This window comes from Hylemonella sp. GW821-FHT10B10 (assembly GCF_059415585.1).
Map to the genome: position 1 here is coordinate 360,781 of NZ_JBWKNN010000004.1, position 14,889 is coordinate 375,669.

At 62.7% G+C, this 14,889-nt stretch carries 24 protein-coding genes; 3 read left to right on the plus strand and 21 right to left on the minus strand.

All coding sequences use genetic code 11. The features are described from left to right. Positions 1 to 12: 12 nt before the first annotated feature. The 6 genes from ptsP to AC07NT_RS17555 are packed head-to-tail and all read right to left on the minus strand — an operon-like array spanning position 13 to position 4,969. A complete protein-coding gene (gene ptsP / locus AC07NT_RS17530) occupies positions 13 to 1,782 on the minus strand; it encodes a phosphoenolpyruvate--protein phosphotransferase (protein ID WP_498599719.1) in 1,770 nt (589 codons plus the stop codon). Between the two features lies 1 nt (position 1,783). Further along, complete coding sequence (locus tag AC07NT_RS17535; RefSeq protein ID WP_498599717.1) at positions 1,784 to 2,053, minus strand: HPr family phosphocarrier protein; 270 nt, start codon at positions 2,051 to 2,053, stop codon at positions 1,784 to 1,786. A gap of 25 nt (positions 2,054 to 2,078) precedes the next feature. Further along, positions 2,079 to 2,477, minus strand: a complete 399-nt coding sequence (locus AC07NT_RS17540; RefSeq protein WP_498599715.1) for a PTS sugar transporter subunit IIA — start codon at positions 2,475 to 2,477, stop codon at positions 2,079 to 2,081. A gap of 10 nt (positions 2,478 to 2,487) precedes the next feature. Next, positions 2,488 to 3,708, minus strand: coding sequence for an MFS transporter (locus AC07NT_RS17545; RefSeq protein ID WP_498599713.1), 1,221 nt, complete (start codon positions 3,706 to 3,708; stop codon positions 2,488 to 2,490). Continuing rightward, positions 3,705 to 4,220, minus strand: a complete 516-nt coding sequence (locus AC07NT_RS17550) for a hypothetical protein (RefSeq protein WP_498599711.1) — start codon at positions 4,218 to 4,220, stop codon at positions 3,705 to 3,707. The genes AC07NT_RS17545 and AC07NT_RS17550 overlap by 4 nt, the downstream gene beginning before the upstream one ends. Before the next feature lie 44 nt (positions 4,221 to 4,264). Then, positions 4,265 to 4,969: a DUF4197 domain-containing protein gene (locus AC07NT_RS17555; RefSeq protein WP_498599709.1), complete on the minus strand. Its 705-nt coding sequence runs from the start codon at positions 4,967 to 4,969 to the stop codon at positions 4,265 to 4,267. Between the two features lie 16 nt (positions 4,970 to 4,985). On the opposite strand from AC07NT_RS17555, the gene AC07NT_RS17560 reads away from it, so the two are divergent. Further along, entirely contained in the window at positions 4,986 to 5,486 is a 501-nt protein-coding gene (locus AC07NT_RS17560) for a TlpA disulfide reductase family protein (protein ID WP_498599707.1), read from the plus strand. Positions 5,487 to 5,561: 75 nt separating this feature from the next. Here AC07NT_RS17560 and AC07NT_RS17565 read toward each other — a convergent pair whose 3' ends face one another. Then, positions 5,562 to 6,014, minus strand: a complete 453-nt coding sequence (locus AC07NT_RS17565; protein ID WP_498599705.1) for a c-type cytochrome — start codon at positions 6,012 to 6,014, stop codon at positions 5,562 to 5,564. A 138-nt stretch (positions 6,015 to 6,152) separates the two neighbouring features. On the opposite strand from AC07NT_RS17565, the gene AC07NT_RS17570 reads away from it, so the two are divergent. Beyond that, complete coding sequence (locus AC07NT_RS17570; protein WP_498599703.1) at positions 6,153 to 6,815, plus strand: cytochrome b/b6 domain-containing protein; 663 nt, start codon at positions 6,153 to 6,155, stop codon at positions 6,813 to 6,815. 6 nt (positions 6,816 to 6,821) lie between these two features. On the opposite strand, the gene AC07NT_RS17575 is transcribed toward AC07NT_RS17570, so the two are convergent. After that, on the minus strand, positions 6,822 to 7,667 hold the full coding sequence (locus tag AC07NT_RS17575) for a M48 family metallopeptidase (protein ID WP_498599701.1): 846 nt from the start codon (positions 7,665 to 7,667) through the stop codon (positions 6,822 to 6,824). Between the two features lie 37 nt (positions 7,668 to 7,704). Here AC07NT_RS17575 and AC07NT_RS17580 point away from each other — a divergent pair, with 37 nt between their 5' ends. Beyond that, the gene (locus AC07NT_RS17580) at positions 7,705 to 8,217 is read left to right on the plus strand and encodes a GNAT family N-acetyltransferase (protein ID WP_498599699.1); all 513 of its coding nucleotides are present in this window, start codon (positions 7,705 to 7,707) and stop codon (positions 8,215 to 8,217) included. 69 nt (positions 8,218 to 8,286) lie between these two features. Here AC07NT_RS17580 and AC07NT_RS17585 read toward each other — a convergent pair whose 3' ends face one another. From AC07NT_RS17585 to AC07NT_RS17645, 13 genes are all read right to left on the minus strand, one after another. Beyond that, positions 8,287 to 8,793, minus strand: a complete 507-nt coding sequence (locus AC07NT_RS17585; RefSeq protein WP_498599697.1) for a peroxiredoxin — start codon at positions 8,791 to 8,793, stop codon at positions 8,287 to 8,289. Between the two features lie 96 nt (positions 8,794 to 8,889). Continuing rightward, positions 8,890 to 9,159, minus strand: a complete 270-nt coding sequence (gene rpsQ, locus AC07NT_RS17590; RefSeq protein WP_057674135.1) for a 30S ribosomal protein S17 — start codon at positions 9,157 to 9,159, stop codon at positions 8,890 to 8,892. 10 nt (positions 9,160 to 9,169) lie between these two features. Beyond that, positions 9,170 to 9,364, minus strand: coding sequence for a 50S ribosomal protein L29 (gene rpmC / locus AC07NT_RS17595; protein ID WP_498599695.1), 195 nt, complete (start codon positions 9,362 to 9,364; stop codon positions 9,170 to 9,172). A gap of 16 nt (positions 9,365 to 9,380) precedes the next feature. Further along, positions 9,381 to 9,797, minus strand: coding sequence for a 50S ribosomal protein L16 (rplP, locus tag AC07NT_RS17600; RefSeq protein WP_057674137.1), 417 nt, complete (start codon positions 9,795 to 9,797; stop codon positions 9,381 to 9,383). Positions 9,798 to 9,799: 2 nt separating this feature from the next. Beyond that, positions 9,800 to 10,693 (minus strand): 30S ribosomal protein S3, encoded by an 894-nt coding sequence (rpsC, locus tag AC07NT_RS17605; RefSeq protein ID WP_498599693.1) that lies wholly within the window; start codon positions 10,691 to 10,693, stop codon positions 9,800 to 9,802. Between the two features lie 15 nt (positions 10,694 to 10,708). After that, the gene (gene rplV / locus AC07NT_RS17610; RefSeq protein WP_057674139.1) at positions 10,709 to 11,038 is read right to left on the minus strand and encodes a 50S ribosomal protein L22; all 330 of its coding nucleotides are present in this window, start codon (positions 11,036 to 11,038) and stop codon (positions 10,709 to 10,711) included. A gap of 11 nt (positions 11,039 to 11,049) precedes the next feature. Next, positions 11,050 to 11,328: a 30S ribosomal protein S19 gene (gene rpsS / locus AC07NT_RS17615; protein WP_484611517.1), complete on the minus strand. Its 279-nt coding sequence runs from the start codon at positions 11,326 to 11,328 to the stop codon at positions 11,050 to 11,052. A gap of 12 nt (positions 11,329 to 11,340) precedes the next feature. Next, positions 11,341 to 12,165, minus strand: a complete 825-nt coding sequence (gene rplB / locus AC07NT_RS17620) for a 50S ribosomal protein L2 (RefSeq protein ID WP_498599691.1) — start codon at positions 12,163 to 12,165, stop codon at positions 11,341 to 11,343. A gap of 2 nt (positions 12,166 to 12,167) precedes the next feature. Beyond that, positions 12,168 to 12,482 (minus strand): 50S ribosomal protein L23, encoded by a 315-nt coding sequence (gene rplW / locus AC07NT_RS17625; RefSeq protein ID WP_057674142.1) that lies wholly within the window; start codon positions 12,480 to 12,482, stop codon positions 12,168 to 12,170. Further along, a complete protein-coding gene (gene rplD, locus AC07NT_RS17630; protein WP_498599688.1) occupies positions 12,479 to 13,099 on the minus strand; it encodes a 50S ribosomal protein L4 in 621 nt (206 codons plus the stop codon). The genes rplW and rplD overlap by 4 nt, the downstream gene beginning before the upstream one ends. After that, a complete protein-coding gene (rplC, locus tag AC07NT_RS17635; protein WP_498599686.1) occupies positions 13,099 to 13,773 on the minus strand; it encodes a 50S ribosomal protein L3 in 675 nt (224 codons plus the stop codon). The genes rplD and rplC overlap by 1 nt, the downstream gene beginning before the upstream one ends. A 190-nt stretch (positions 13,774 to 13,963) precedes the next feature. Then, complete coding sequence (gene rpsJ / locus AC07NT_RS17640) at positions 13,964 to 14,278, minus strand: 30S ribosomal protein S10 (RefSeq protein ID WP_028250951.1); 315 nt, start codon at positions 14,276 to 14,278, stop codon at positions 13,964 to 13,966. Positions 14,279 to 14,301: 23 nt separating this feature from the next. Then, the coding region (locus AC07NT_RS17645; protein WP_498599683.1) for an EF-Tu C-terminal domain-related protein at positions 14,302 to 14,889 on the minus strand (588 nt) is incomplete at its 5' end.

Here is a 14,889-nt window from a genome sequence, read left to right on the forward strand (position 1 = left end):
CCGTCCCCTGGATCAGCTGCCCATGGCGGCAGCGGGTTCGTCGGCGTTCAACACCGTTTGTGCCCAGGGTCGCAGACGGCTCGTGTCGGCCCGCAGCACCTCCTGCTTGACCGCCAGGATCTGGGCCGGATGCATGGAAAAACTGCGCAAGCCCAGGCCCAACAGCAGGCGCGTCATGGCCACATCACCGGCCATCTCACCGCAGACGCTGACCTCCTTGCCTTGCACCCGGCATTCCGCAATCGTGTCGGCCAGCAGGCGCAGCACAGCGGGGTGCAGCGGGTCATAGAGGTGCGCCACCGACTCGTCGGCACGGTCGATCGCCAGGGTGTACTGGATCAGGTCATTGGTACCGACCGACAGGTAGTCGAAATGCCGCAAGAAGGTCTTGAGCGTCAGGGCCGCCGCCGGGATCTCGATCATGGCCCCCAGCATCACCGGCCCGTAGGGGAGCCCTTCGCGCTGCAACTCGGCACGCGCCTGCTCGACCAGCGCCACGGTTTGGCGGATCTCGCTCAGGTGCGCCAGCATGGGAATCAGCATCTTGACCGGCCCGTGCACGGCGGCGCGCAGGATCGCACGCAATTGCGTCAGGAACATGGAAGGATCGGCCAGGCTCCAGCGTATGGCCCGCAGCCCGAGAGCCGGGTTGAGGTGGTTGCCTTCGATGACCGTGCTGTCCATGGGCTTGTCGGCACCGATGTCCACGGTGCGGATAGTGACCGGCAGCCCGCCCATGCCTTCGACCGCACGGCAATAGGCCCGGTACTGCTCTTCCTCGTCGGGCAGGTGGCCGTGGCGGCCCATGAAGAGGAATTCGCTGCGGAACAGACCGACACCGACGGCACCGGCCTTCATGGCCGCATGCGCGTCTTCGGGCATTTCGATATTGGCCAGCAACTCGACCTTCTCGCCGTCCAGGGTGACGGCCGGTGTGTCCAGCAGCCGCCCCAGGCGACTGCGCTCCAAGTCGAGCTGGCGCTGTTTGTACTGGTACTCGGCCAGGATGATGGGCGAGGGATCGACGATGACCACGCCGGCATCGCCGTCGATGATGACCCAGTCGTCCTGTCGCACCAGCTGGCTGGCCGTGCGCGCGCCCACCACGGCCGGGATGTCCATGCTGCGCGCCACGATGGCGGTATGCGAAGTCTTGCCGCCCACATCGGTCACAAAGCCGGCAAACACGCCCTGCTTGAACTGCAACATGTCCGAAGGCGATATCTCGTGCGCGATCAGCACCAACGGGGTGTCCGTATCCTCCAGCTGCAACTCGCCTGAGGATGCCTTGCGGGCGGTGTCGATGCCGGCGGGCAGACCGGAGCTGGTCTGGCCCAGCATGGCGCGCAGGACCTTCTCGGTGATCTGCTCGAGGTCGGCCTTGCGCTCACGCAGGTATTCGTCCTCCATCTCGTCGAACTGACGTGCCACCATCTCCAGCTGGGTGGTCAGCGCCCACTCGGCGTTGTAGAGCCGGTCACGTATCCAGTGCTTGACGCCACCCACCATCTCCTCGTCCTGCAGGAGCATGAGGTGCACGTCCAGCAAGGCCCGCAACTCATGCGGCGCATCCTTGGGTCCGAGCTGGGAGATCGTCTGCTGCAGGCGGTGGATTTCGTCGACCACCGCATCGCGGCCGCGCTTCACACGCTCGATTTCCCGTTCCACCTGGGCCGGTTCGATGAAGTAGTGCGCCACGTCCACCCGGCTGCTGGCTACCAGCACGGCACGCCCGATGGCGATGCCGCGTGCAACCGCAAGTCCGTGGATGGAGAAGGTCATGTCATTCGCCCTCGCCGAACTTGTCATTGATCAAACCCAGCAGCGCATCCACGGCCTCCTGGGCGCGCTCGCCCTGGGCTTCGATCTCGACCGCGCTACCCAGGCCGGCGGCCAGCATCATCACGCCCATGATGCTCTTGGCATTCACGCGACGCTCGCCGCGCGCCAGCCAGACCTCGCAGGGAAAGCTGCCCGCCATCTTGGTGAGCTTGGCCGAGGCGCGGGCGTGCAGCCCGAGCTTGTTGCTGATGGTGACACTGGCCTTGATCATTCTCTGGGTCCCCGCTTCCTGTCGTTCAAATCGTTGCACTCATCTGCACTTGCAGCACGCCCTGGGTGCCGCCCTGCAGGGCGCGCGCCATCAATTCGTCCAGCGGCTCGTGCTGGTAGGTCACGGCACGCAGCACCATCGGCACGTTCACACCTGCCAGCAGTCGCGCCTGGTGCCCCTTTTGCAATTGGCGGGCCACATTGCTGGGAGTGGCCCCCAGCACGTCGGTCAGCAGCAGCAGAGGCACCTGGCCCAGGACTTCAATCGCCTGCCGCGCCTGCGCCACGCTCTGGGCCACGGGCGCATCTGGCAGCACATCCACGGCCACCACGCCACCCACCCGGTCGGCAAACACGTGGGCCACGCACTGGCGCAGCGCACTGGCCAGCGGAGCGTGGGCGATGATGACGATGCCATTGTTCATGCTGGCCTGATTATGTCTTTTTCGCCAACAGGAAATAGAGATAGGACAGCAGGTTCAGCAGCAGGAACACACCCAGCGCGCCCTGGAAGGCCTGCGCCTGGGACCAGTCCTGCGCGACAAAGACATCGATCAGCAGGCCTATGCCCCACTGCACCACGAACACGCCGGCAAAGATGACCAGGTTGTACGCCGACAGGGCGCGCCCGGCGAGTTCGGGCGCGAAGGCCATACCGACCGCCGGTTGCGCCAGCGAAAGAAAGGTGGAGCTGACACAGAACAATGCCCAAAGCAGGCCGGCGTGCTCTCCCGCATTTGCGCCGGTGAACACGATCACCGCCAGCAACCCCAGGCTCAGCGGCGTGCCCCACGCGATCAGCTGGCTGGTGTGCACGCCACGCCGGGTCAGGCGCGGAATCAACAGGCCCCAGGACCAGAAGGTGGACAGCATGGCGACGTTGATCCAGAACAGGCCGGTCGCTGCCTGCACGGGTGTGTAGCCTCCGACACGGATCATCCAGGGTACGGCCCACAGGGTCTGGATGGCAACCATGCCCCCGTAGTTGAAGAATCCCACAGGGGTCAGACGGCGGAAATAAGCATTGCGCCAGACCTCGGCATAACTGCCCGCCGCTGTTCCTGCGCTGGGCGCGTCCACCGCTTTTTGCCATCGCGGCACCTGCCAGGCGATGAGGACCATGGACAGCAGCAGCAGGGCCGCCAGCCCCCAGAACAGGGGTCTCCAGCCATACACCGGCAACAACCACTGCACCGGCAGTGTCGAGGCCACCATGCCCATGGAACCGGTCATCAGCATCCAGGAGTTCGCGCGCAGCTGACTGACGGGATCCAGCCAGCGCCTGAAGCCGGTCAACGGCGCCATCAGGCAGGCCGCAAGCCCGACACCACAGAGCACCCGCGCTACCAGCAGGCCCGCAAAACTCGTGGCCTGGGCAAACGCGATGCAGCCCCCGACCGCAACCGCCAGGAAACCAAGAATGACCGTCTTGGGACCCTGCCGGTCCAGCCAGCGCCCCAGGGGCAGCTGCATCAGGGCAAAGCCCAGGAAATACCCCCCGGCCAGCAGGCCGAGGTCGCGCGCGTGGAGCGCGAACTCCTGGGTCAATTGTGGTGAGAGCGTGGCCGTGACGGCCCGGATCAAGGCCGAGAAAAAGTAGGTGAAGGCGAAGGCCAGGAACACCAGCACGGTCGCCCTGCGGTTCAGTACGTTCATGGCAGCTCCAGACCGCCGAAGAAGGGTTCGCTCATCTCCGTACTGATGCGTCCGGCATAGACCGCCGCGTGGTACATGCGTGCGCCCCGTGCAAACCACACCGCCTGGACTTGCACCGGGCGACCGTCGGGCTGCAGGCCCTGTGCATTCAGACGCACCGGCTCCAGCATGGCGCTGGCGCCCTTGAGCACCCAGGCGCTGCTTGCCGATGTGGTGGCTTTCATATTACCCAGCAGATTGGCCTGCCACTGCACTTGGACGGCCAAGGCCTGCCCGTCACCCGCAAGATCGGCCACGGAGACGGCGTACAGGGCGCCGCCCGCCTCGCAACCCAGCATATGAATCTCCATCTCGCGCCCAGCCAGGCTCTGGCGCCGACTGCCTTGGTCGGGCTTGCAAGGCAGCATGGCCTTGAGCTCGCCTCCGACGGGCCGAACTTCGCGCCAGTTCAGGGCGGGGCTGCAGGCGGCCAGCAGCAGGGAAAGGCTCAGGAGCAGAAAGCGTCGGTACATCCGGGAATTATCCCCGCCGATGCCAGCTGGACAGAGATGGTGCACTACTTGAGTGCGCCAAACACCTTGCCCAGCAACGCGCTACCCGTTGCCACTGGATCCCGCCGGATCTTGCGCTCTTCCTCGCCGATCACGTAATAAAGACCGTCAAGTGCCTTGCCGGTCACGTATTGCTCGATGCTGGCGTCCTCGCGGCGCAGCAAACCGAAATCAGCCGCCTTACCGGCGATGTGGTTGTACTGCCCGGCCAGGCCCACTTTTTCGGTGCTGCGCGTGACCACGGGCAGAAACTTCAGTCCCAGGGGCGAGCGCGTCTTGTCGGCAAAAAAAGTTGTCACCGAGGTCTCGCCGCCTCCCAGTATCTTCTTGCCATCGGCCACCGTCATGCCGCGCACTGCACCCAGCATCAGCTCCTGCGCCATGGGCACAGCCGCCTCGGCTGCGCGGTTCATGGTGGTCACCAGTTCGTCCAGACGCTCGCCCTGGCCAAAGGTACGGAGCATCTGCTCGGCGTCCTGCAGTTGCCGGGGTAGAGGGATTCTGACTTTTTCATTGCCCAGAAAGCCATTGACCTGGCCGAGTTGCCCGATCGCGCTGCGCGCACCACGCTCCAACGCGGCCTTGAGGGCCCGCGCCGCCTCGCTCTGGCTGAGCTCCTCCAGGGTCAGGGCCTGTGCCTGTCCCCAGGTCAGCCAGGGAACTCCAAGCAGCGCCGGCAGTCCAATCGAACTAAACTTACGTCTGTCCATGCAATATTCCCCGTCGATGAAACGCGCCCTTTATCTTGCCGCAGCGGCCATTGTGCTGGTTGCCGGCTGGCTGCTCTTGCGCTCCCCCGGCTTCGGGCCGGCCCCGGCTTCCACGTTTGTGCTGCTCGACGGCAGCCAGCAGAAAACCGCGGACTTCCGCGGCCGTGTGGTTCTGGTGAATTTCTGGGCCACCAGCTGCACCACCTGCGTGGCCGAGATGCCCAAGCTCATCGCCACCTATGACAAGTACCAGGCAAGCGGCCTCGACACCGTGGCCGTGGCCATGAGCTATGACCCGCCCAGCTACGTCGTCAACTTTAGCCAGACCCGCAAGCTGCCCTTCAAGGTGGCCATCGACAACACCGGCGCCGTGGCTTCGGCCTGGGGCGAGGTGAGCCTGACCCCGACCACCTACCTGGTCGACAAGCGCGGCGAAATCGTCAAGCGCTACATCGGCGAACCGGATTTCGCCGAGCTTCATCGGCTGATCGAAGAGTTGCTGGCCCAGACCACCTGAGGGGCCTGGCCCCAAAAGCCCAGGGGCAGCCTGCGCTGCCCCTGCTCGTCGAACCGACGGTTCCGGCCTCTTGGTTTACTTGCCGCGGAAATCGTCGTGGCAGGCCTTGCAGCTGCCCGAGGTGGACTGGAAAGCCGTCTTGATGCTGTCAAGATTGCCGGTCTTGGCAGCCGCAGCCAATTTGCTCATTTCGCCTTGCATCTTCTCGGCAGCAGCGTTGAACTTGGCCCTCTCGGTCCAGATTTCCGGCAGGGCCTTGGTATCGCCCTTGTCTGTGCCCTCACCGAACGCCGCAAACGGCAGGCGAGACATGCTTTCGGCGATGGCCGCATTTTCGGCAGCCACCTTGGCGTCAAAGGGTGCGCGGCCGCTGGCCATGGCACCAATGCGTCCATAGTGTTGGGCCATCACGAACAGGGCGCTCTTGCGGTATTTGATCGCGTCTTCCGGCTTGGCAAACTGGGCCGAAGCCGTGCCACTGAAGCCGATGATCGCCGCTGCGGCGACAAGGATGCTGACTGTTTTCATGTTCTTCCTTTGCTGGTAAACGGGAAGGTTCCCGGACTTGGGAGCCGCTGGCTGCGCCAAAGTTCGCACGATTTCTCTCATCTCAGGGAAAATACCAAGCAGCGACTTCCCTGCCCGCATCCTATCCTAGGACCCCTCATGCCGCATCTCGTCAGAATCTGGGATCTTCCCACCCGCCTTTTCCACTGGCTGCTGGCGCTGTGCGTTATAGCCCTCGTCACCACGGCCCAGCTCGGCTACATGGAATGGCATTTCCGTCTGGGTTATGCCGTGCTGACCCTGTTGATCTTTCGCCTGCTCTGGGGTCTGTTTGGCGGGCGCTGGTCGCGCTTTGCAGCCTTTCTCTACTCGCCCGTCAGCCTGTGGCGCTACCTGCGGGGCCAGGGTGATCCAGGCCATGGTGTCGGTCATACGCCGACGGGCGCCTTGTCAGTGTTCGCGCTGCTGGCTTTCCTGCTGGCCCAGGTCGGCACCGGCCTCTTCAGTGATGACGAGATCGCGGCCAGTGGCCCGCTGACGCGTCTGGTCTCCAATGACTTCGTGAGCCTGGCCACCTGGTACCACAAGGAGGTCGGCAAGCGTGTGCTGATCGTGCTCGTGATATTGCACGTCCTGGCCGTCCTCTACTACCTCTGGCGCAAAAAGCAGAACCTGGTTCGCCCCATGCTGACCGGTGACAAGGTGCTGGCGCACGCCGCCCCAGCCTCGCGCGACGACGGTGGCAGCCGCTTGCTAGCCGCCCTGCTATTTCTGCTCAGCGCCAGCGCCGTTGCCCTCCTTCTGTGGCTCACGGCCCCCTGAGGGGCCTCAGCGCTTCTGGTGGCTCTGCTCGTACAGAGGCATCACGACGGCACTGACGCGCGCGAGGTCCTGTTGGCGCGAATCCGGTGAAGGGTGCGTGCTGAGGAACTCGGGGGGCCGCCCACCCCCCAACTGGTTCATCTTCTGCCAGAGACTGATGGCTGCGCGCGGGTCGTAGCCGGCTCGTGCCGCCAGCTCGACGCCAATCTGGTCGGCTTCGCTCTCGGCCTCGCGGCTGCGCGGCAGCGTGAAGCTCACTTGGGTCAAGGTATCTCCCAAATCGCCCAGGACCGGGATACCGGTCACGATGGCGATCACCATGCCCGGCACCCGCGCAGCCTGTTGCCGCGAGACCTGCTCGCGCACATGCTCGCGCAGGGCATGTGCAATTTCATGGCCCATGACGGCGGCCAGTTCATCGTCCGTGATCTTCAGCTTCTCGATGAGCCCGCTGTAGATGCCGATCTTGCCACCGGCCATGCAGAAGGCATTGACCTCGTCGCTTTGGAAGACGTTGCTCTCCCAGCGCCAACCTGGCGCGTCGGTGCGGAAGTGCACCGTCTGTGCCACCAGCCGTTTGGCTATGCCCTGCACCCGCGCCAACATGGCCGCGTCCTGGTTGAGCTGCTTCTTTTTCTCGGCGTCCTGCAGCATCTTGCGATAGGCCTGTGCCGACGCAGCGTCCACCTCGGCAGCACTCACCCCCATGTACTGGTTGCGTGTGACACCAACCTGGCCCGCCCCTGTGGTCTGCACGGTCTGGCAGGCGGCCAGCAGTCCGGCTGCCACCCCCCAGGCCAGGACCTGCCACAGGCGCCGCAGGCCTACCGATGCCATATGCTTTTGGCTCACGCTAAACTTGTTTTCCATAACCTGACTCATCCTTGCCGTGACCTCGCCTACCATCGCGATCCTGACGCCGCAACAGCCCGCTGAATTCGACGCTGTGCGCGAGATTTTCCGCGAGTACGCCGCAAGCCTCAACGTCGATCTGTGTTTCCAGGATTTTGAGGACGAGCTCGCGACCCTGCCCGGCGACTATGCCATGCCGCGGGGGGGCCTGCTGCTGGCTCTGGTCGATGGCAAGGTGGCCGGTTGCTGTGCCCTGCGCCCCCTGGACATGACCGATTATCCCAACGCCTGCGAAATGAAACGCCTGTATGTGCGCCCCGCATTTCGTGGCCTGGGCCTGGGCCGCCAGCTGGCTCAGACCATTCTGGATGCCGCTCACCTGTATGCCTACGACCACGTCCTGCTCGACACGCTGGACGAGATGGAGGCCGCCCGCGGGCTCTACGAAGATTTGGGCTTTGAGGAAATCCCACCGTATTACCACAGCCCCATAGCCGGCGCTCACTATCTCAAAGCAGACCTGAGTTCACCCAACTCGCGTTTCGGCTAGCCCTAAAAACCAAAGCCACCGCAAGCGGTGGCCTTGTCAGGCTTGAATCGCCTGAAACAAACCAGCGGATCAGCCCTTGGCCTGGCCCAGCAAGGTACCGGCGTCACTCACCTCGAACTTGCCTGGTGCTTCGATGTTCAGGCTGGCCACCTTGCCGTCCTTGACCAGCATGGAATAACGATTGCTGCGCAGACCCATGCCGCGCTTCGTCAGATCCAGGGTCAGGCCCGTGGCCTGGGCAAATTCTGCACTGCCATCGGCCAGCATGCGTACCTTGCCGGTGGACTTCTGGTCACGCGCCCATGCGCCCATGACAAACGCATCGTTGACGCTGACGCACCAGATCTCGTCCACACCCGCGGCCTTGAACTCGTTGAATTTTTCGACATAACCCGGCACGTGCTTGGCCGAGCAGGTCGGGGTGAAGGCGCCCGGCAGGCCGAAGATGGCGATGGTCTTGCCAGCCACGGTCTTGCTCACATCGACAGGATTGGGGCCGATGCTGCAACCATTGCCCTCGACTTCCGAATATTCCATCAGCGTGGCGCCCGGGAGGGTATCACCGACTTTGATCATGTTGTGCTCCTCGATTGATTTTGCTTAGGGGTAAAAAAAACGGCTCACGCATTGTGAGCCGTTTTTGTATGTCCTGCAGCCTGCGCTGCAATGAACTTAGACCGCAGCGGCCTTTTCGACCAGGCGGGTGGCAACCCAGTTCTTGGTCTTGGAAATCGGCTTGCTCTCGGTGATCTCGATCACGTCGCCCAGCTTGTACTCGCCCTTTTCGTCATGGGCGTGGTACTTGCTCGACTTGGCAACGATCTTGCCGTAGAGCTCGTGCATCACACGACGCTCGACCAGCACGGTCACGGTCTTGGTACGTTTGTCGCTGACCACCTTGCCAACCAAGGTGCGCTTGAGGGATTTTTTAGCTTCCGTCATTCAGTGCTCCTTATTTGGCGGCTTGCTTTTCAGCAAGAATGGTCTTGGCACGGGCGATGTCACGGCGGGTGTTGCCCAGCGTGGCCGTGTTGTTCAGCTGTTGCGTGGCTTTTTGCATGCGCAGGCCGAAGTGAGCCTTTTGCAGCTCCTTGACCTCGGCTTGCAGGCCGGCAACGTCTTTCTGGCGCAGTTCAGTAGTTTTCATTTCTTCATTCTCCTGATTACTGGCCGATCATGCGGCTGACGAAGGTGGTGCGCAGCGGCAGCTTGGCGGCAGCCAGCTTGAACGCTTCGCGGGCCAGCTCTTCAGGCACGCCGACGATCTCGAACACGATCTTGCCGGGCTGGATTTCAGCCACGTAGTACTCCGGGTTGCCCTTGCCGTTACCCATACGCACTTCAGCGGGCTTCTGGGAAATCGGCTTGTCGGGGAACACGCGGATCCAGATGCGGCCGCCACGCTTGACGTGACGGGAGATGGCACGACGTGCCGCCTCGATCTGGCGAGCCGTCAGACGGCCGCGGTCGGTACATTTCAGGCCGAAGTCGCCAAAGGCCACGGAACTGCCACGGGTGGCAATACCGGTGTTACGGCCTTTTTGCTCCTTGCGGTATTTTCTACGTGCAGGTTGCAGCATCTTTATTCTCCTTTGGCACCGTCAGCTGCTGCAGCTGGCGCGGCGACTTTGCGTACGCGCTTAACGGCGGTTTTCGGGGCATCGGCACCAGGGGTGGCCTCTGCGGGTTTGTCGCTGCCATCGGCAGGCGCGGCGGCGCTACCAGCCGGACGGCGGGCACCACGGGGAGCCGCGGGACGGTCACCGGCAGGGCGGCCATCACGGCGCGGGCCGCGCGGGCGACGCTCTTCCTCGGCACGCGGCTCGACAGCAGCGGGCAGATCGTTGCGGCCCAGGGTGTCGCCCTTGTAGACCCAGACCTTGACGCCGATGACGCCGTAGGTGGTCTTGGCTTCCGATGTGCCGTAGTCGATGTCGGCGCGCAGGGTATGCAGCGGCACACGGCCTTCGCGGTACCACTCGGTACGGGCGATCTCGATGCCGTTCAGGCGGCCAGCCGACATGATCTTGATGCCCAGGGCACCCAGACGCATGGCGTTCTGCATGGCACGCTTCATGGCGCGGCGGAACATGATGCGCTTTTCGAGCTGCTGCGTGATGCTGTCGGCGATCAGCTTGGCATCGATTTCGGGCTTGCGCACTTCCTCGATGTTCACGGCCACCGGCACGCCCAGTTGCTTGCCCAGGTCGCGCTTGAGGTTTTCGATGTCCTCGCCCTTCTTGCCGATCACGACGCCCGGACGAGCCGAGAAAATCGTGATGCGGGCGTTCTTGGCGGGGCGCTCGATCAGCACGCGCGAAACGGAGGCGTTCTTGAGCTTGGCCTTCAGGTACTCGCGCACCTTGATGTCTTCGGCCAGCATGCCGGCGAAGTCACGGTTGCTGGCATACCAGCGCGAGGCCCAGTTACGGCTGACTGCGAGGCGGAAGCCGGTCGGGTTGATTTTTTGTCCCATATCCTTCTGACCTCTTTAGTTGCCGACCGTCACGTACACATGGCACGTGGGCTTGCTGATACGGTTGCCGCGGCCCTTGGCACGGGCGGTAAAGCGCTTGAGCGTGGTGCCTTGCTCGACGTAGATGGTCTTGACCTTCAGTTCGTCGATATCGGCGCCGTCGTTGTGCTCGGCGTTGGCAATGGCGGACTCCAGAACCTTCTTGATGATCACGGCAGCTTTTTTCTGCGTGAACTGCAGGATGTTCAGGGCTTGATCGACCTTCTTGCCACGGATCAGATCCGCGACCAGACGGCCCTTGTCCACCGAGAGGCGGACACCACGAAGGGTTGCACGTGTTTCCATGTTCAATTCCCTTATTTCTTCTGGACTTTTTTGTCCGCAGGGTGGCCCTTGAAGGTGCGGGTCAGCGCGAACTCACCCAGCTTGTGGCCCACCATTTGGTCAGTGATATAGACCGGTACGTGCTGCTTGCCGTTGTGCACGGCAATGGTCAGACCGATGAACTCGGGCAGAACCATGGAGCGACGCGACCAGGTCTTGATCGGCTTCTTGTCCTTGGTGGCAACGGCCTTGTCGACCTTGGCCACCAGATGATGATCCACAAAGGGACCTTTTTTCAGAGAGCGTGTCATTGTGCGTTCCCCTTACTTCTTGCGACGCGACACGATCATGACCTGCGTGCGCTTGTTGTTACGGGTACGGTAACCCTTGGTCAGATTGCCCCACGGATCGACAGGGTGACGGCCTTCGCCGGTCTTGCCCTCGCCGCCACCGTGCGGGTGGTCGATCGGGTTCATGACCACACCGCGAACGGTCGGACGAATACCCATCCAGCGCTTGACACCGGCCTTGCCGAGCTGGCGCAGGCTGTGTTCTTCGTTGGCGACCTGGCCAATCGTGGCGCGGCACTCAATATGGATCTTGCGCACTTCGCCCGAACGCATACGCACCTGGGCGTAGGTGCCTTCACGGGCCAGCAGCGTGGCGGAAGCACCGGCGGAACGAACCACCTGCGCGCCCTTGCCAATCTGCAGCTCGATGCAGTGGATGATCGAACCCACCGGGATGTTGCGGATCGGCAGGGTGTTGCCCACACGGATCGGAGCCTCGGCACCGTTCACGATGGTGGCGCCCACTTCCAGGCCACGCGGCGCAATGATGTAACGACGCTCGCCGTCGGCATAGCACACCAGAGCGATGTGGGCCGAGCGGTTCGGGTCGTATTCGATGCGCTCGACCTTGGCGGGAATACCGTCCTTGTCGCGCTTGAAGTCGACCACGCGGTAGTGGTGCTTGTGACCACCGCCCTTGTGACGGGTGGTGATGTGACCGTTGTTGTTACGACCGGCCTGCTGGAACTGGGGTTCGAGCAGGGGCGCGTAGGCCTCACCCTTGTACAGGTGGTCACGCGAGATCTTCACCACGCCACGACGGCCCGGCGAAGTCGGTTTCATTTTGATGACAGCCATGATTACGCGGCCTCCCCGGACAGGTTCAGCTCTTGACCCGGCTGCAGCGTCACATAGGCCTTGCGAACGTTGTCGCGACGACCGACGGACTTGCCATAGCGCTTGGTCTTGCCCTTGGTATTCACCACAGACACGCCTTTGACCTCAACCTTGAACATCAGCTCAACGGCAGCCTTGATTTCAGGCTTGGTCGCGTCCTGCAGCACCTTGAACGTCACTGCGTTGCTCTTCTCGGCAACCATGGTGGCCTTTTCGGACACGATGGGGGCCACGAGCACCTGCATCAGACGACCTTCTTCAAACTTGGCGGTGCTCATGCGAACATCTCCTTGAGTTGGTCCATGGCGGCCTTGGTGACCAGCACCTTGCGGTAGTGCACCAGCGACAGCGGATCGGCGTAACGCGGCTCGACCACCAGAACGTTGGTCAGGTTGCGCGAGGCCAGGTACAGGTTCTCGTCGACCTGGTCGGCGATCACAAGCACGGAGTCCAGCTTCATGGCCTTGAACTTGTCAGCCAGCTGCTTGGTCTTGGGCGAATCCACCTTGAGGGACTCGACCACGGCCAGGCGGCCTTCACGGGCCAACTGCGAGAAGATCGAAGCCATACCGGCGCGGTACATCTTCTTGTTGATCTTCTGGGTGAAGTTCTCTTCCGGGCTGTTCGGGAAGATGCGACCGCCCCCGCGCCACAGCGGGGAGGACGTCATACCAGCACGAGCACGGCCGGTACCCTTCTGCTTGAACGGCTTCTTGGTCGAGTGCTTGACCTGTTCGCGGTCCTTCTGGGCGCGGGTACCTTGACGGGCATTGGCCTGGAAGGCCACCACAATCTGGTGCACCAGCGCTTCGTTGTATTCACGACCGAACACGGTGTCCGGGGCTTCCATCTTGGAAGCGGCCTGGCCCTGGTCGTTCAGGAGTTCGAGCTGCATCAGTTCGCTCCTTTCTTGGCTTGCACCTTGACGGCATGACGCACGGTCACGAAACCACCGGCGGAACCGGGGATCGCGCCCTTGATCAGCAGCAGTTGGCGAGCTTCGTCGATACGGATGACGTCCAGGTTCTGGATCGTCTTGGTCTGGTCGCCCATGTGGCCCGTCATGCGCTTGCCCGGGAACACGCGGCCCGGATCCTGCGCCATGGAGATGGAGCCCGGAACATTGTGCGAACGGCTGTTACCGTGCGAAGCACGCTGCGAGCTGAAGTTGTGACGCTTGATGGTGCCGGCAAAGCCCTTACCGATCGAGGTGCCCTGCACGTCGACCTTCTGGCCCACCGCAAACACATCGCTCACAGGCACAGCGGCGCCGGCCTGGTACTTGGCGGCAGCATCGGCAGCGACACGGAATTCCTGGATGATTTCACCGGCCTCAACCCCTGCCTTGGCAAGGTGGCCAGCAACCGGCTTGGTCACGCGCGAAGCTTTGCGCGAGCCGAACGTCACCTGCAAGGCGACATAGCCGTCGTTGTCCTGGGTTTTGATCTGGGTCACTCGGTTGTTGGACACATCCACCACCGTGACAGGCACTGCATCGCCGTCATCAGTGAACAGACGCATCATGCCCACCTTGCGCCCCAGCAACCCCAATCGATTGCTCAGACTCATTTTTTCTCCTTTGCTTTCACCGCCACGACTTCAATTGGTCGCGGACGTTGGAATGTGAAAGAGGGTTAATAAAACTCGGTCGAAATTCGACAGAGCCTGACAGTATAGCCTGATCTGCCATTTCTGGCAAATCAGGCCATTCCGTCGGTTTTGGGGCCCCGGCCTTTCGGCCTGAAACCCCGAACTCGCCTTACTGCAGCTTGATCTCGACGTCCACGCCGGCCGGCAGGTCGAGCTTCATCAGGGCGTCGACCGTCTTGTCGGTCGGGTCCACGATGTCCATCAGACGCTGGTGGGTGCGGATTTCGAACTGGTCACGGCTGGTCTTGTTGACGTGCGGCGAACGCAGGATGTCAAAACGCTTCATGCGCGTCGGCAGGGGCACGGGACCCTTGACGATGGCGCCGGTGCGCTTGGCGGTGTCCACGATCTCGGCAGCCGACTGGTCGATCAGCTTGTAGTCAAACGCCTTGAGGCGGATGCGGATTTTTTGCTTGGTAGCCATGGTAATTCCTGGTTGTTTGCGAATTACGCAAGGATCTTGGCCACCACGCCGGCGCCCACGGTCTTGCCGCCTTCGCGGATGGCGAAGCGCAGGCCTTCTTCCATGGCGATGGGGGCGATCAGCTTGACGGTGATCGACACGTTGTCGCCAGGCATCACCATTTCCTTGCCCTCGGGCAGCTCGATGGCACCGGTCACGTCCGTGGTACGGAAGTAGAACTGCGGGCGGTAGTTGTTGAAGAAGGGGGTGTGACGGCCGCCTTCGTCCTTGGACAGGACGTACACCTCACCCGTGAAGTGGGTGTGGGGCTTGATGGAGCCGGGCTTGCACAGCACTTGGCCGCGCTCGACTTCTTCACGCTTGGTGCCGCGCAGCAGGATACCGACGTTGTCGCCAGCCTGACCCTGGTCCAGCAGCTTGCGGAACATTTCCACGCCGGTGCAGGTGGTCTTCTGGGTGACCTTGATGCCGACGATTTCGATTTCTTCGCCGACCTTGACCACGCCGCGCTCGATACGGCCGGTCACGACGGTACCGCGGCCGGAGATGGAGAACACGTCTTCCACGGGCATCAGGAAGGCACCGTCCACAGCGCGCTCAGGCGTGGGGAT

Bases quoted from the DNA above. Each gene is read 5' to 3' on its own strand.
- ptsP (WP_498599719.1), bottom strand. From the start codon at position 1,782: ATGACCTTCTCCATCCACGGACTTGCGGTTGCACGCGGCATCGCCATC.
- AC07NT_RS17535 (WP_498599717.1), bottom strand. From the start codon at position 2,053: ATGATCAAGGCCAGTGTCACCATCAGCAACAAGCTCGGGCTGCACGCC.
- AC07NT_RS17540 (WP_498599715.1), bottom strand. From the start codon at position 2,477: ATGAACAATGGCATCGTCATCATCGCCCACGCTCCGCTGGCCAGTGCG.
- AC07NT_RS17545 (WP_498599713.1), bottom strand. From the start codon at position 3,708: ATGAACGTACTGAACCGCAGGGCGACCGTGCTGGTGTTCCTGGCCTTC.
- AC07NT_RS17550 (WP_498599711.1), bottom strand. From the start codon at position 4,220: ATGTACCGACGCTTTCTGCTCCTGAGCCTTTCCCTGCTGCTGGCCGCC.
- AC07NT_RS17555 (WP_498599709.1), bottom strand. From the start codon at position 4,969: ATGGACAGACGTAAGTTTAGTTCGATTGGACTGCCGGCGCTGCTTGGA.
- AC07NT_RS17560 (WP_498599707.1), top strand. From the start codon at position 4,986: ATGAAACGCGCCCTTTATCTTGCCGCAGCGGCCATTGTGCTGGTTGCC.
- AC07NT_RS17565 (WP_498599705.1), bottom strand. From the start codon at position 6,014: ATGAAAACAGTCAGCATCCTTGTCGCCGCAGCGGCGATCATCGGCTTC.
- AC07NT_RS17570 (WP_498599703.1), top strand. From the start codon at position 6,153: ATGCCGCATCTCGTCAGAATCTGGGATCTTCCCACCCGCCTTTTCCAC.
- AC07NT_RS17585 (WP_498599697.1), bottom strand. From the start codon at position 8,793: ATGATCAAAGTCGGTGATACCCTCCCGGGCGCCACGCTGATGGAATAT.
- rpsQ (WP_057674135.1), bottom strand. From the start codon at position 9,159: ATGACGGAAGCTAAAAAATCCCTCAAGCGCACCTTGGTTGGCAAGGTG.
- rpmC (WP_498599695.1), bottom strand. From the start codon at position 9,364: ATGAAAACTACTGAACTGCGCCAGAAAGACGTTGCCGGCCTGCAAGCC.
- rplP (WP_057674137.1), bottom strand. From the start codon at position 9,797: ATGCTGCAACCTGCACGTAGAAAATACCGCAAGGAGCAAAAAGGCCGT.
- rpsC (WP_498599693.1), bottom strand. From the start codon at position 10,693: ATGGGACAAAAAATCAACCCGACCGGCTTCCGCCTCGCAGTCAGCCGT.
- rplV (WP_057674139.1), bottom strand. From the start codon at position 11,038: ATGGAAACACGTGCAACCCTTCGTGGTGTCCGCCTCTCGGTGGACAAG.
- rpsS (WP_484611517.1), bottom strand. From the start codon at position 11,328: ATGACACGCTCTCTGAAAAAAGGTCCCTTTGTGGATCATCATCTGGTG.
- rplB (WP_498599691.1), bottom strand. From the start codon at position 12,165: ATGGCTGTCATCAAAATGAAACCGACTTCGCCGGGCCGTCGTGGCGTG.
- rplW (WP_057674142.1), bottom strand. From the start codon at position 12,482: ATGAGCACCGCCAAGTTTGAAGAAGGTCGTCTGATGCAGGTGCTCGTG.
- rplD (WP_498599688.1), bottom strand. From the start codon at position 13,099: ATGCAGCTCGAACTCCTGAACGACCAGGGCCAGGCCGCTTCCAAGATG.
- rplC (WP_498599686.1), bottom strand. From the start codon at position 13,773: ATGAGTCTGAGCAATCGATTGGGGTTGCTGGGGCGCAAGGTGGGCATG.
- rpsJ (WP_028250951.1), bottom strand. From the start codon at position 14,278: ATGGCTACCAAGCAAAAAATCCGCATCCGCCTCAAGGCGTTTGACTAC.